General features: G+C 35.3%; 10 protein-coding genes. 6 read left to right on the top strand and 4 right to left on the bottom strand.

The window, feature by feature from the left end; genetic code table 11:
• Positions 1 to 39 precede the first annotated feature (39 nt).
• Positions 40 to 1,269 carry a phosphopentomutase gene (locus tag A9G11_RS00230; protein WP_065617532.1) on the bottom strand — a complete coding sequence of 410 codons (1,230 nt, stop codon included), beginning with the start codon at positions 1,267 to 1,269 and terminating at the stop codon, positions 40 to 42.
• A gap of 188 nt (positions 1,270 to 1,457) precedes the next feature.
• Between A9G11_RS00230 and A9G11_RS00225 the strand changes: the two genes are divergently transcribed.
• From A9G11_RS00225 to birA, 4 genes are all read left to right on the top strand, one after another.
• A complete protein-coding gene (locus A9G11_RS00225) occupies positions 1,458 to 2,891 on the top strand; it encodes a helix-turn-helix domain-containing protein (RefSeq protein ID WP_065617531.1) in 1,434 nt (477 codons plus the stop codon).
• 209 nt (positions 2,892 to 3,100) lie between these two features.
• On the top strand, positions 3,101 to 4,111 hold the full coding sequence (gene murB / locus A9G11_RS00220) for a UDP-N-acetylmuramate dehydrogenase (protein ID WP_065617530.1): 1,011 nt from the start codon (positions 3,101 to 3,103) through the stop codon (positions 4,109 to 4,111).
• A gap of 11 nt (positions 4,112 to 4,122) precedes the next feature.
• Positions 4,123 to 5,274 carry an MFS transporter gene (locus A9G11_RS00215; RefSeq protein ID WP_065617529.1) on the top strand — a complete coding sequence of 384 codons (1,152 nt, stop codon included), beginning with the start codon at positions 4,123 to 4,125 and terminating at the stop codon, positions 5,272 to 5,274.
• Entirely contained in the window at positions 5,240 to 6,193 is a 954-nt protein-coding gene (gene birA, locus A9G11_RS00210) for a bifunctional biotin--[acetyl-CoA-carboxylase] ligase/biotin operon repressor BirA (RefSeq protein WP_065617528.1), read from the top strand. The genes A9G11_RS00215 and birA overlap by 35 nt, the downstream gene beginning before the upstream one ends.
• A gap of 51 nt (positions 6,194 to 6,244) precedes the next feature.
• On the opposite strand, the gene A9G11_RS00205 is transcribed toward birA, so the two are convergent.
• The gene (locus A9G11_RS00205; protein WP_065617527.1) at positions 6,245 to 8,563 is read right to left on the bottom strand and encodes a zinc/cadmium/mercury/lead-transporting ATPase; all 2,319 of its coding nucleotides are present in this window, start codon (positions 8,561 to 8,563) and stop codon (positions 6,245 to 6,247) included.
• Between the two features lie 1,101 nt (positions 8,564 to 9,664).
• Here A9G11_RS00205 and A9G11_RS00200 point away from each other — a divergent pair.
• Positions 9,665 to 10,876, top strand: a complete 1,212-nt coding sequence (locus A9G11_RS00200; RefSeq protein ID WP_065617526.1) for an MFS transporter — start codon at positions 9,665 to 9,667, stop codon at positions 10,874 to 10,876.
• A 50-nt stretch (positions 10,877 to 10,926) separates the two neighbouring features.
• Here the strand turns inward: A9G11_RS00200 and surE are convergent, their stop codons facing one another.
• Together surE and ypfJ are read right to left on the bottom strand one after the other, a co-directional pair.
• Positions 10,927 to 11,709: a 5'/3'-nucleotidase SurE gene (gene surE, locus A9G11_RS00195; RefSeq protein ID WP_065617525.1), complete on the bottom strand. Its 783-nt coding sequence runs from the start codon at positions 11,707 to 11,709 to the stop codon at positions 10,927 to 10,929.
• Positions 11,710 to 11,718: 9 nt separating this feature from the next.
• A complete protein-coding gene (gene ypfJ / locus A9G11_RS00190; protein WP_065617524.1) occupies positions 11,719 to 12,576 on the bottom strand; it encodes a KPN_02809 family neutral zinc metallopeptidase in 858 nt (285 codons plus the stop codon).
• Between the two features lie 627 nt (positions 12,577 to 13,203).
• On the opposite strand from ypfJ, the gene proP reads away from it, so the two are divergent.
• Positions 13,204 to 14,703: a glycine betaine/L-proline transporter ProP gene (proP, locus tag A9G11_RS00185; protein ID WP_065617523.1), complete on the top strand. Its 1,500-nt coding sequence runs from the start codon at positions 13,204 to 13,206 to the stop codon at positions 14,701 to 14,703.
• The last annotated feature ends 357 nt before the right edge of the window (positions 14,704 to 15,060 follow it).

The following is a 15,060-nucleotide window of genomic DNA, read 5'->3' as shown; positions in this document are numbered from 1 at the left end:
TGTTACTAAAAAAATAATTATTTCATTCCATGTTGTGAGCTATTTTTTAATAAACGATTTACCATAATCCATAGGAGATAAATCGAAATAATCAGCTACACTTTGTCCTATATCTGCAAATGTTTCACGATGTCCTAAAGATCCAACCGGAACACAATCACCGTAGGCTAAGACAGGTATGTGTTCACGCGTATGATCTGTACCAGTCCAAGTCGGATCGCAACCATGATCGGCACTGATAATCAGTAGATCACCGGGTGAAACAAGCGCCAACATTTCAGGAAGTCGGCTATCAAAATATTCCAAAGCTACTGCATAGCCTGATACATCACGTCTATGACCATATGAAGAGTCAAAATCTACAAAATTTGTAAACACAATGGTGTTATCTTTGGCTTGTTTGATTTCTTCAATTGATGCATTGAAAAGGGCTTCAATACCTGTTGCTTTAACTTTTTTGGTAATGCCAACTTGAGCATAGATATCAGCTATTTTACCGATTGAAACCACATTACCTTGTTTTTCCTCAACCAATTTTTTCATCATTATTGGTGCAGGTGGCTCTACAGCTAGATCGTGACGATTACCTGTGCGAATAAATTCACCGGCCTTTTTACCAATAAATGGTCTTGCTATTACTCGTCCGATATTGTAATTACCTTTGTTAAGTTCATCTCGAGCAATTTCACAAACTTCATAAAGTTTATCTAAACCAAATGTTTCTTCGTGGCAAGCTATTTGGAAAACAGAGTCAGCAGAGGTATAGAAAATAGGTTTGCCTGTTGCCATATGCTCTTCACCTAGTTCATCAAGAATGACAGTACCGGATGAATGACAATTGCCGAGGTAACCTGGCAGATTGGCTCGTGAAACTATTTTGTCGAGTAATTCTTGTGGGAAGCTATTGGTGGTATTGGTGAAATATCCCCAATCAAATAATACCGGTACGCCGGCAATTTCCCAATGTCCTGATGGCGTATCTTTTCCTGAAGAGATTTCGCTAGCATAACCATAGGCACCAATAATTTTGCCTTCCGTTTTCATGCCTTGTGGATAGTGACCAGTTGATTCATATGCTGCTTCAATTAGTCCTAATTTGGCTAAATTAGGTAATTTTAGTGGTCCACTACGTCCTTTTTCTGCTTTGCCTAATGCACAAGCTTCCGCGATATGACCTAATGTGTTAGACCCTTCATCACCATATTTTTTTGCGTCTTCTGCACCGCCGATCCCAAAGGAATCAAGGATCATAATAAAAACTCTTTTCATAATTTCCTCTAATTTTAAATAAAACCAAATTCACAATTAATTTAAGGAATAAAACTTCTTAAAAATGTGATCTAACACTCATTTGTCATTTTTATAACCACTATCGGATTAAAAACTACTACTTTATGTTGGTTAACGTCAGCTTTTAATGTAATTTATAAAAATAAATCGTTTGTGAGCTATGATACATGATAAATAAAAACAAAAAAGATTTAAGCGTTGCTTTAGCTGATTATTTGATTAATGCTAACGTTTGTAAAAATGATCGTTGCGATAATTTTGCGGTAAATGACGCTAAAGAATATGTTTCACCTTCACATTATTTAGGATTTCCTGCACTACATTGTAGCCGATGTGGCAGTAATGCCTTACTACTGAGTAATGAAGATATTAACCGAATCTTATTACCAAAAATTGATTTTTATTTAACTAAGATTACCAAGGCATGTCCTAATTGTTATAGTTTGAAAAGTATTAGTTATGGTAAAACACAACAACACACTTTACGACGTCAGTGTAAGGTGTGTCAGACTGTTTACAATGATGATAGTTGTTTAACTCAACAGCAGTTACAGCAACAAAAAAAGCTAATCTTGTTATGCCAGTTGTTATTTGCTGATAACGGACTGGATTTTAAAACTATAATAGCTGAATTAGGTATCAGTTATAGCTATTTTTATCATTTATTACAGCAACTTGAATATATTATTGCAAAAAATAGTTTGATGATTTTTAAACAGAAATTATGGAAAAAGGTTTATCATATCAGCACGCAATCTTTGATTGTTCCGGCAAAAAATAATGTTTCCTTGTGGGGTATTACTTCTGTTCTATCAGATAGTGGTTATGTATTATTAAATAGCCTTAATTACACCGAACAAGTTATCTCGTTACAAAGTCGTTATAATGGTAAAAATACTCAGATTTTATCCTCTGAATCGAAATTGAGTGATATAGATCAGATATTGTTGAAATATGATCGCTTTTTTGAACGTAAAAGTTTCGATCTTTTGATTTATCATAGTCTACCGTTTACTACCGATAAATATACCCTTGTTGAACCGGTGGTTTGTGCATATGTTCATTTTCATGCATTGAGACAGTTTTATCATGGCTTGAGAACCAACCACTATTTAGAGCATGAAATTGTGTTGCGTAGTGCAGCTATGACCAGCTACAGTCAAGCTATTAAACACAATCATTGTGCGATTTATTATTTGCATGAATTACAACCAGCAAATGCTGATATATTGTCGATTGCTAAATATAAAGTAGGATGGTGGTCGAATCCTTGGTATGAGTTAAAAAATGCGCAACATAAAACCTGTCGCTTTATGGGTTTATTGACGAGTAAGAATAAGGTGTCAGAATCTGAGATAGCAAGTTTGCCCGCTTCATTTCAGATGAATGAGCGCTTTTATACTCGCTTTTATCAATATTTCCCAGCTGCAAAATTACGTAAATTATCGCCTAAATATCTCATACAATTACTCAATATTTTCACTGGGTTTTATAATTTTTGTTTGCTTGATGCTGAGCAGGAAACACCTGCTCAAAAAGCGGGGATAACGATTAAGCCATTAAGCATCGAAGAATTGATAAAATATCCGGTATCGTTGTGATAACATATAGGGTTTATAAGCTTTATAATCCAACTAGCTAAGTTTACTATTTTCTAAGCAATTTTTTGTAAGCGTAAGGGTAATGTTATGCATTCATCAACCTCAATGGCTCTTACTTTAATTTTTAGAGTTTTAAACCGAGTTTAGTTAATTATCTTGTTATTTAATTTTGTGTATATCTTTTATTATGAAGATGAAGGTTGTGATTAATGAAACAGAAGATCCCCAATACTTTTGCCCTTGATGTATTTGCTAATAATGTGATCACCGTTACCAGTGTAGATCAACTTAAACAGGTGTGGAAAAATAATCCATTAAATCAACCAATAATGATAATAGGTGAGGGGAGTAATACTCTGTTTACTTGTGATTTTGCAGGTACAGTAGTGGTGAATCGTATAAGAGGGGTAACGATAACCGAGACAGATGATGAGTGGCACTTAAGAGTTGGGGCTGGCGAGATTTGGCATGAAGTTGTCGCTCAGTCTATACAGCAAAATATTCCTGGACTTGAAAACCTTGCTTTAATTCCTGGTTGTGTCGGATCGGCGCCCATTCAAAATATTGGCGCATATGGTGTTGAGTTTCAAAAAGTCGCTGATTATGTGGAATTACTTGAATTAGCAACCGGTAATATTATTACAGTAACTGATGGGCAGTATGGTTATCGGGAGAGTATTTTTAAGCAAAAATATTCAATAGGTTATGCGGTTATTTATGTTGGTATTAAACTGACAAAACAGTGGCAACCGATATTAACTTATGGTGAATTAAGGAATTTTGATGCAAATAAAGTCACAGCTAAAGTCATTTTTGATAAAGTCTGTGAAATTCGGCGCAGTAAATTACCCGATCCTAAAGTGTTAGGTAACGGTGGTAGCTTTTTTAAAAATCCCGTGGTAGATAAAAAAATTGCCGACTCTTTACTTGAAAAGTATCCGAACATGCCTATATATCCACAAGCAAATAACCAAATAAAGTTAGCTGCTGGTTGGTTAATCGATCAGTGTGGCTTAAAAGGTTATCAAATTGGTGGGGCAGCCGTACATGAGCAACAAGCTTTAGTATTAGTTAATAAAAACAGAGCCACAGCTCAAGATGTAGTGGAATTAGCTCGTTATATTCACAAGACAGTATTACAAAAATTTTCGGTTAATTTGTCGCCAGAGATTCGCTTTATTGGTCGTACCGATGAAATTGATGTAACTCACTATTTATAATTAATCAGACAATGAAACACTCTTATTCATTTCCTATTTTATTGACGAGTTTGTTATTTGTAACAATCTCATTGTCAGCATTGAATACACAAGTACCATTATGGCTAGTACATAATCAGTTTCCCGTTTGGCAAATCGGTTTAGTCGGGTCAAGTTATTTTGTTGGTAATCTTATTGGTACCATCGTAGCTAATTGGTTTATTAATAAATTCAATGCCAGACATACTTATAGCTATAGCTGTATTATCTTTGCTATTGCAACGATTGGATTAAGTTTTTCAATGGATTTTTATAGTTGGGCGATATGGCGATTTTTTATCGGTATTGCCTGTGCAGTCACTTGGGTAGTGATTGAAAGTTGTATTTTAGTGACTGGTACGGCGCGGACTCGTGGGAAAATGCTCGCTGTTTACATGACAACTTACTATTTAGGGACAGTGTTTGGACAAGCACTATTACAATATTTTCCACAAGATGTACTCTATTTCGGTTTAGTTGTTTTAGTGTTAATGGGACTTGCGATCTTATTTATTTTAATGACTCACTATAAACTTCCAAAAAGGAAGAAGAGTAGTTTTAATATCATGCCAATGATATTACATAAACCGTCTAGGCTTGGATTAATCGGTTGTGTAATTGCCGGTATGTTGATTGGTTCTTTATATTCTTTAATGCCGGCTTATTATTCACATTTGGGATACAGTGATAACCAAGTTGCTAATTGGATGATTTTATTAATTTTATCTGGAGTGATCGCGCAACTTCCAGCTAGCTGGTGTTCAGATAAATATGGACGGCGAGTTGTCTTACTCGTTGAATCTTTGTTAGTGGTGGTGGCTTGTGTATTGCTGGCTTTCAATCTTTTTGCTGTCTGGGCGATTATTTTGTTAGGTTCAACAATTTATACGATCTATCCTATTTCTATGGGCTGGGCATGTTCATGTGTCAGGAAACAAGATATTGTGGCTATGAATCAAGCGATGCTTCTCACTAATACTTTAGGTAGTTTAATCGCACCAGCGATTATTTCTTACATCATGGATAAAATTAGTAATGATTACTTATTTGTCAGTTTTGCTATAATCTCATTCTATTTTGTTATTTTATTAGTCAAAAAGAGGGGAGCAGATGCGCATCAACCAAAATCTACTCAAACTAATTGAAATTTTAGCTGACGGTCAGTTTCATTCTGGTGAAGAACTGGCTACATATTTTGACATAACGCGTGCAGGTATTAACAAGTATATAAAAGTACTTCGCGAATGGGGCTTAGTATTATCTTCGATACAAGGCAAAGGTTATTGTTTAGCTTCTAAGTTAGATCTGCTCAATGAAGTTAAGATAAAACAATATTATCAATCCGATAACCGTATTGAAATATTACCGATTATTGATTCTACTAATCAATATTTGCTCGATAGAATTGATTCACTAAAATCGGGTGATTGTTGTGTTGCTGAATTTCAGACTCAAGCAAGAGGAAGAAGAGGTCGTCAATGGTTTGCCCCATTTGGAAGTAATCTCTATTTTTCAATGTATTGGCGATTAGAACAAGGGATAGCCGCTGCTATGGGATTGAGTCTGGTGGTGGGTATTGTTGTTGCAGATATACTTCGTGAATTATCCGGACAAGATATCAAGGTTAAATGGCCAAATGATCTTTATTTGCAAGATAAGAAATTAGCAGGCATTTTAGTCGAATCAGCCAGTAAAACAGGTGATTGCGCACATGTGATTATTGGTATCGGTGTGAATTTAATGATGACTCAGCCTGACACAAATATTGTGAATCAAAAATGGATCAATTTAGGTGAAGTAGATCGTAACTTACTCGTGGCTAAAATTGCACAGATCTTAAAGGTGAAGTTACTCGAATTTGAGCAGAAAGGTTTGGCACCATTTATTAAGGATTGGAGTCGTTTAGATAATTTTGCTAATCGTCCGGTTAAATTGCTAATTGGTAATGATATTATTCGAGGTATTGCTAAAGGCATTAACGAGCAAGGCGCTTTATTGTTAGAACAAGAAGGCAAAATTAAGGCTTATATTGGTGGTGAAATATCTTTAAGAAGCGATGAGTAATTCTACATAAAACCAACCCTATTTTGCTTAGGGTTGGTTATTGATATACAGCTATTTTTTAAATTTTAACAAACGTAGTGCATTGATTGTAACAATTGCAGTGGTACCAGAATCGGCTAGTACAGCGAGCCAAAGTCCGGTAAAGCCAAGTAAACTGGTTACCAAAAAGATAGCTTTAATGCCTAATGCAATGGTGATATTTTGTTTAATATTACGATTAGCAAAGCGAGTTAGACGGATCAATTTAGGTAAACTCAATAAACTGTTTTTAGTGAGTGCCACATCGGCAGTTTCCAGCGCCACATCACTACCACTTCCCATAGCAATCCCAACGGTAGCAGCTTTCATCGCAGGTGAGTCGTTAATGCCGTCACCTACCATAGCTATGGATGTTTTATGACTTAAGGTTTCAATCGCAGTCAATTTATCCGCAGGCAATAGCTCTGCGCGATAATCCATATTAAGTTGACCAGCTATAGCTTTTGCAACACGCTGGTTATCACCTGTTAGCATTATGCTTTGTAGTCCTAAGTGATGAAGTTCATTAATCGCCGTCTTTGCATCAGTTCGTAATATATCTTGCAAAGCAATAATACCAAGAAGTTTAACTTTGGTGACGACGACCACCACTGTTTTACCAGCACTTTCAAGTTGATGAATGATCTGTTGATTTTCATCACTTATTGCTTCCGATACTGTCTGGATTTTATTCGGAGAAACGATATAGAAGGTCTCTTGATTAATATTACCTTGAATGCCAATACCAGCAATTGCTTTACGATTATCAGCCTCAACAAAACTAATCTGATTTTGTTTGACATAATCGACAATAGCTTTAGCCAAAGGGTGATGTGAACCACTTTCGATAGCTGCTGCAATTGAAAGTAACTGCTCTTGGCTTATATCATGGCAACTAATATCAGTCACTTGTGGCTTGCCAGCCGTTAAAGTCCCTGTTTTATCAAAAGCCATCATTTTAACCGAACCTATACGCTCTAAAGCTGCACCACCTTTAATCAGTACACCTTGTTTAGCTGCACTAGACAGCGCTGAGGTGATCACTGCCGGCGTCGAAATGACCAGTGCGCATGGACAACCAATTAATAGCAGCGTTAATCCTCGATAGATCCAAGTATACCAATCAGCGTGCATAAATAGCGGTGGTATAATAATAACTAAAAGCGCAAATAGAGCGATTGACGGTGTGTAATAACGGCTAAATTTGTCAATAAAGCGTTCTATTGATGCTTTGCGATCTTGGGCATCTTCAATAAGTTGTAAAATGCGATCAACCGCATTTTGTCCTGTTTCTGATATGACTTTCAGTTCAATGGTGGTATCGACAACCAAAGATCCGGCTAAGATTTTGTCTCCACGCAGATAATTAACAGGAATTGACTCACCAGTTAAAGCACTTTCATCAATACTGGCTTGTTCGCTCATTAGTATTACATCGGCAGGCAGTCTTCCACCTGAGGATATTTCAATAATATCGCCCGGTTTTAAACTATGGCTTGCAACCGTTTGTCGTTTACCGTTAGTAATAATTATGGTCTCTTCGGGCATTAACTTTATCAGTGATGAAATCCCGGTTTTCGCTTTATAACTAGCAACACCCTCTAGCATTTCACCTATCATAAAGAGGAAGATAACCATCGTGGCTTCTTCAGCTGCTCCAATAAATAATGCCCCGATAGCTGAAATACTCATTAACGTTTCAATAGCAAATGGCGTACCGTTACGCATCAGAGTAAAGGCTTCTTTAGTAATTGGTAGCAATCCTATGATTGCAGTGATAATGAAGGCATACTCGCCCACATTATGATTAAACAACAAAATGAGATAACTTATCACAATTAGACCAGCTAAAATGGCTAACGGTATCAAAGCTGCCTTGTCAAAAATCTCAGTGTGTTCATGTTGGTGGATAGGTTGTGACGTGGTTTCAAAGATTGGTTTATAACCAAGTTCAATAATTTTATCTTCGATTTGTTTGATAAATTCTTCGTCACTGTGGTTCACAACGACAATCAATTTTTCAGTGGCAAAGGTGATTGTTACTTGAATGATATTGGGTAGTGTTTTAAGTCCATTTTCTATTTTCTGGGCGCAATGCGCACAGTCCATACCTTGTATTTTCCATATGAGTTTTGGATTTTGGCTTTGCCGCTCAGGCTCCTCAGGGGGATCATTAAATTCATTCGTTTGGGTAGGATTATGGCTATCTCCACCACAGCAATGAGTTGTTTCTTGACTGCAACAGACATCATGTGGGGTATGGTTATGATTGTGAGCAATATTGTGACAAACATCGTGACAATTATGGTGATGCTCATGGTGGTGATAAATGGATTTGTTATTATATAACATAACGTTATCTCCTTTTGTTGATGATATTGATTCTACTCCTTACTGGCTAAAAAGGAATCATTTTTTATTAGAATTAAATAAATTGAGAGCAATTTAATAAACCAAAATGCGAATTGAGTGATTTAGTATTGAGTTTGTTTAGTAGGTATTTACGATATTATCAAAGAAAATAGAGGGTTATACTAAATTGAAAGTGATTATATCAATAATCATCAGAAACACCTTATCAAGCCTTTTATTAATTTGATTCGCCCTTAACTGTTGGATTTAGCGCGCTAAGAAAAATGAAACGGTATAGACTCCTGAATATTTTTTACAATATAGGCATCATTTTATAGACAAACAAATCCTGTTATCACTCGCTTCGCTGTTGGATTTAGCGCGCTAAGAAAAATGAAACGGTATAGACTCCTGAATATTTTTTACAATATAGGCATCATTTTATAGACAAGCAAATCTTGTTATCACTCGCTTAGCTGTTGGATTTAGCGCGCTAAGAAAAATGAAACGGTATAGACTCCTGAATATTTTTTACAATATAGGCATCATTTTATAGACAAGCAAATCTTGTTATCACTCGCTTAGCTGTTGAATTTAGCGCGCTAAGAAAAATGAAACGGTATAGACTCCTGAATATTTTTTACAATATAGACATCATTTTATAGACAAGCAAATCCTGTTATCACTCGCTTCGCTGTTGAATTTAGCACACTAAGAAAAATGAAACGGTATAGACTCCTGAATATTTTTTACAATATAGGCATCATTTTATAGACAAGCCAATCCTGTTATCACTCGCTTCGCTGTTGAATTTAGCACACTAAGAAAAATAAAACGGTATAGACTCCTGAATATTTTTTACAATATAGACATCATTTTATAGACAAGCCAATCTTGTTATCACTCGCTTCGCTGTTGAATTTAGCTGTTATATGATACTTAAACGCATAGCTGACCTGAAATATCTTTACAAGTCATAAAAAGTGAAATCGTTTAAATCAAAAGATAAGAATGAGTTTAAATGCTAATCGTTTTTTATTTTTTCCCTCTCTATAGATTTTGAGTATATAATTGTCGATCCCTATATGATTGAGATTAAATATGCCTAGTTCTCCTTCTTTTCGTAAACTAAAAACCGTTATTTTTACAGCCTTTCTATTTACTACTTTTATTGTTGGTGTTGCTGGCGCACTGCAATCGCCAACTTTGAGCCGTTTTTTAACGTTTGAAGTACATGCATCGGCAGATAAAGTCGGTATTTTTTATTCCATTAATGCGATTGCCAGTATTGTTGGTAGTTTTTTATTGGCTAAATATTCTGATAGTAGCGGTGATAGAAGAACAATCGTTATTTTTTGTTGTTTAATGGGGATTATTAATAGTGTCATTTTTGCTTTTTCTCGCCAATATTTAGTGTTAATTACTCTCGGTGTTTTGTTTGCAGCATTATCATCAGCAGCGATGCCACAAATTTTTGCATTAGCACGTGAGTATGCCGTTAAAACGGGGCGTAATGTTGTAGCGTTTAATTCTTTAATTCGAGCGCAATTATCGCTTGCTTGGGTTATTGGACCTCCTTTGTCTTTTGGTTTGGCAATTCATTATGGTTTTACTACCATGTATCTTACGGCTATGTCGATGTTTATCGTTGCCATTATTTTTGTGGCTATTTTTCTTCCTTCGGTTGAAAAGAATCCGATTTCATCCCTGAATTCGGCAAATATAGCTATGGCGAATCAGTCTGTTTTTAAAAATCGTAATGTAGTTTTTCTGTTTTTATCTACTATTTTTATGTGGACAGCGAACATGATGTATATCATTGATATGCCTCTTTATGTTGATTCAGTATTACATCTTTCCAGTTCATTACCCGGACAATTAATGGGGTTAGCAGCAGGGATTGAAATTCCTGTTATGATCATTGCCGGTTATTTAGTACCGATCTTAGGTAAACGAAATCTATTTTTTATTGCTATTATTTGTGGGGTACTATTTTATATAGGTATAATTTTCTTTACCAATGAACTAGCGCTATTTAGTTTACAAATATTAAATGCACTTTTTATTGGAATTGTCGCTAATATAGGCATTATTTACTTTCAAGATCTTCTGCCAACGCAAATGGGCGTAGCTTCAACTTTGTTTAATAATGGTATCACTTGCAGCATTATCGTTGCAGGTCTGCTTCAAGGTTTTTTATCGGATTTATATGGTCATGAAATCGTGTATTGGGTTGCCTTAGTTATGGTTTCTGTCTCATTTCTGTTTTGTGCGTTGGTTAAAGATGTTAAAGAACCTGTCACAAGCAAGTAATGTGATGCACAAAGCTCGTCTTCCTAAAAGGAGGAAGACGAAAAGGCTTTTTAATTGAGATCAAACTTTGCTAATAACTGTTCATAGAATGGATAATGCGTTCTTTCATAACTAATCGGTGAAATAGCAATGTAACCACTGTTAGCAGCATCCAATTCCTTATTTTCATCATAGACTTCTTGATTCCGTTTGGCTCGAAACCAGTAATATTCATTTCCTTCCGGATCTTTGGTTGGTGTGATCTTAAAATTACTGACATCAGCGTCACCTTGTTTGGTGATTTTAATGCCTTTGACCTCCTGTGCATTACAAGCAGGAAAATTGATATTAAAACAGATATTATTAGGTGTAGTTAATGATAATAATTGTCGAACAACTTTTTCGGCACAATGTTTTGCCACATCCCAATTCGTTGGCTCATTATCTTCAGAAGAAACTTGGCTAAGCGCTATTGCTGGTATGCCTAATGTCATTGCCATTATTGCGCCACCCACTGTGCCGGATAGTATTGTTTCAAATCCAACATTTGAACCGTTATTAATTCCTGACAGAACTAAATCAGGTGGGCAATCTGTCATTAAATACTTAAGGGCAAACAGCGAACAATCAGCCGGTGTGCCATAAACGGCATATTCTCTATCTGAACGTTTAGCAACTCGAAAAGGTGCTTTTAAACTGACCGCACAAGACACGCCACTTTGATCAATCGCTGGTGCAACTACCCACACTTCGTGAGCTAGCTTTTCGGCAATAGTTTTTAATAAAATTATTCCCGGCGCATCAATACCGTCATCATTGACTAATAAAATGCGGTTTAGTAATTTTTTAGACATATAATTTCCTTATTCAGTAAAAGTATTACATTGATTAATTGAGCCACTGTCAAATCCTCGTTTAAACCAATTGTAACGCTGTTGTGAGGTTCCATGAGTAAAACTATCAGGGACTACGTAACCATTACTTTGGCGTTGCAGGCGATCATCCCCAATGGCTTCAGCTGTTTTTAATGCTTGTTCAATATCACCCACTTCGAGGATATTTTGTTTTTGCATAGCATTGCCCCACATACCGGCATAACAATCGGCTTGTAATTCTAATTTGACAGATAATTGATTATTAGTTTTTTCTGTTTGTCCTTGCTGTAATTGTTCAACTTGATTAAAAGTTCCCAGTAAATTTTGCACATGATGTCCAATTTCATGCGCAATGACGTAACCTTGTGCAAAGTCACCGCCACCACCGAGTTGTTGTTTCATCTCTTGATAAAATGACAGATCTAAATAAACCGTTTTATCGTTACTGCAATAAAATGGACCCATAAAGGTTTGTCCTGTTCCACAAGATGTATTGGTTGAGCCAGAATAGAGTACTAATTTAGGCGCTATATATTGTTTACCTAAGCGTTGAAATTCACTACTCCAATAATCTTCTGTACTTGCTAAGATCACTGAAGTAAATTTGGCTACATCTGGATCATCTTGGGGGTAACTGCTGGGTGAGGATTGGGTACTGTCAGTATCTACAAAGTTTGAGTTAAGTAAAGGTGTCAAATCAACGCCATAATAACCCGCAACTAATACAACAACAAATAGAGCGATTTTACCTTTACCACTTAGTGGGATTCTTGTTCCTGTTTCACTTCCTGATTGTGAGCGACGATCTTCAATATTATCACTTTCTCTCTGGTCTCTCCAACGCATGGGAATTACCTCATCAGTCTCAGTTAAGTTATTTTAAAGGATAAAAACTATGGATTCTAGATTAAGTTTATTTAAGAAACTAATCATCCAATATCCCATTTTTTAGATAATGTCTGCTTTTTTGGCTGTTTTATTTTTGGATTTGTTATCCGTTATAATAAATCAAATTATCAAATTTTAACAATCTAGGATTAGGTTTTGCATTTTCATAGATTAGTTAACCTTGTTTTGATTACCAACAAACTTTGCTTAATAGATATGCAATTGTACTAAATCAGATACAGTAAAAAAGCTATATCTCATCAATGGCAAAGATCACTTCAACGATAATCTAAATAATTGATGTGATTTTACAATATAGAGTTATTTTGCTAGAATTAGCGCCGATTTTTTAAAAAAAAGAGTAGTTTTGTCGTTATCCGCTTCTGATTGTGCTTAATGACAATGCCTTAGTATTTTATTTTTTATCCTCTAATTTATATCTTTACCCGTTTTTTGCTTCACCTTTATTGAGTTCAGCGACATATGTTTAATGTGTCAAGTGAATAATTATTTTGTCTATAAGTAATAAGTTTATCTCGTTGCATTTTTGCTTTCTCTTATTTATATAAAAATAGGTACTATTTTATGAAGAAAATAAGTAAGTCTGGAAATAAACCATTAAATATTAATGATATTACGATAATTGATGATAGTAAGTTAAAAAAAGCAATTACTGCTGCTGCGCTTGGTAATGCAATGGAATGGTTTGATTTTGGGGTATATGGTTTTTTAGCTTATATATTAGGACAAGTCTTTTTTTCTGATGCTTCCCCCAGTGTACAAATGGTAGCGGCATTAGCAACTTTTTCTGTACCATTTTTATTTCGACCATTAGGGGGATTAGTTTTCGGGATTTTAGGTGACAAGTTTGGGCGTCAGAAAGTGCTTTCAATTACTATTGTAATTATGTCTTTGAGTACTTTTTGTATTGGTTTAATTCCCTCTTATGCCACAATTGGTATTTTTGCACCTATTTTATTATTACTCGCTAAATTAGCTCAGGGTTTCTCTATTGGGGGGGAATATTCCGGCGCGGCAATTTTTGTTGCAGAGTACTCGCCTGATCGTAAACGTGGATTTATGGGAAGTTGGTTGGATTTTGGCTCTATTGCTGGTTTTTTAATTGGTGCGGGATTAGTAGTACTATTATCCGCTCTACTAGGTGAAGAGAACTTTCATGCTTGGGGTTGGCGTATTCCTTTCTTTTTTGCCTTACCGTTAGGATTGATAGGTCTTTATTTACGTCATGCATTAGAAGAAACACCAGCTTTTCAACAGCAAACGGATTTAAAGGATGATAAAGATCATAATAAAACACCACCGAAAATTACGTTAAAGCAGATCATATCGCAGTATTGGCAAAGTTTTTTGATCTGTGTTGGATTAGTTATTGTCACAAATGTCACTTATTACATGTTATTAACCTATCTGCCTAGTTATTTGTCACATAATCTAAATTATCACCCAGATCATGGTGTATTAATTATTATTGCAATCATGATTGGAATGTTATTTGTACAACCAATGATTGGATTAATCAGTGATAAAATAGGACGAAGACCCTTTATCATCGGTGGTAGTATTGGTTTATTAATACTGGCTTATCCCGCTTTTGTGATGATTAATAGTGATGTAATTTTACTAATTTTCTTAGGATTATTAATTCTCGCTATACTACTTAACTGTTTTACTGGCGTTATGGCATCAATTCTACCGGCGATCTTCCCTGTTAGTATTCGTTATAGCGCTCTAGCAATTGCCTTTAATATTTCAGTATTAATCGCAGGTGCAACACCGACAGTAGCAGCATGGTTAGTTGAGGTAAGTAATAATTTATACATGCCAGCCTATTATCTAATGATTGTAGCGTTAGTTGGATTAATCACGGGATTAGGAATGAATGAAACAGCGAATAAACCGCTTCGAGGTGCTACTCCTGCTGCATCTGATCGTTCTGAAGCTAAAGAGATTTTATCTGAACACTTTGATTCGATAGAACAAAAAGTTGAAGATATTGAACAACAGATAGAAACACTACAAGAACAGCGTCAAGAATTAGTGGATCAACATCCTAAGTTAGATTAATTGTAGAAACTTAACGTAAAAAAGTTTCAGGTTAATCTAACGTTTGACTATTAATTTAGCCAATACACTAGATAAACAGCTCGAATTTAAGCTTGTGTATTGGCTTATTCTCGATCTATTTTTTCATGATTAAATTGATATGCGATGAAGTAATATTTTACCAATTTCAAAAATCAATTTAGCTAAAATGCATAATTTATTGATCATCATCGATCTAAATTAAAAATCTGTTTTTATTTGAATATCCATTTATGATATCAAACAAATAAAAACTTAAAAAAACAGTTAACTACATACTATTTAGCTGTAAATTAAAAGTTAATAGAATCATTAACTAAACTACCTAGGATCAATTTT

It is taken from the genome of Gilliamella sp. wkB108 (assembly GCF_001690195.1).
GTDB classification, from domain to species: Bacteria; Pseudomonadota; Gammaproteobacteria; order Enterobacterales; family Orbaceae; genus Gilliamella; species Gilliamella apicola_L.
The sequence above is the reverse complement of the archived record's forward strand: the minus strand, read 5'-3'. Positions and strand labels throughout refer to the sequence as shown.

What these genes read in the sequence shown, in the direction of transcription:
- A9G11_RS00225 (WP_065617531.1), top strand. Translation starts at nt 1,458, where the DNA reads ATGATAAATAAAAACAAAAAAGATTTAAGCGTTGCTTTAGCTGATTAT.
- A9G11_RS00215 (WP_065617529.1), top strand. Translation starts at nt 4,123, where the DNA reads ATGAAACACTCTTATTCATTTCCTATTTTATTGACGAGTTTGTTATTT.
- ypfJ (WP_065617524.1), bottom strand. Translation starts at nt 12,576, where the DNA reads ATGCGTTGGAGAGACCAGAGAGAAAGTGATAATATTGAAGATCGTCGC.
- A9G11_RS00230 (WP_065617532.1), bottom strand. Translation starts at nt 1,269, where the DNA reads ATGAAAAGAGTTTTTATTATGATCCTTGATTCCTTTGGGATCGGCGGT.
- A9G11_RS00205 (WP_065617527.1), bottom strand. Translation starts at nt 8,563, where the DNA reads ATGTTATATAATAACAAATCCATTTATCACCACCATGAGCATCACCAT.
- murB (WP_065617530.1), top strand. Translation starts at nt 3,101, where the DNA reads ATGAAACAGAAGATCCCCAATACTTTTGCCCTTGATGTATTTGCTAAT.
- proP (WP_065617523.1), top strand. Translation starts at nt 13,204, where the DNA reads ATGAAGAAAATAAGTAAGTCTGGAAATAAACCATTAAATATTAATGAT.
- A9G11_RS00200 (WP_065617526.1), top strand. Translation starts at nt 9,665, where the DNA reads ATGCCTAGTTCTCCTTCTTTTCGTAAACTAAAAACCGTTATTTTTACA.
- surE (WP_065617525.1), bottom strand. Translation starts at nt 11,709, where the DNA reads ATGTCTAAAAAATTACTAAACCGCATTTTATTAGTCAATGATGACGGT.
- birA (WP_065617528.1), top strand. Translation starts at nt 5,240, where the DNA reads ATGCGCATCAACCAAAATCTACTCAAACTAATTGAAATTTTAGCTGAC.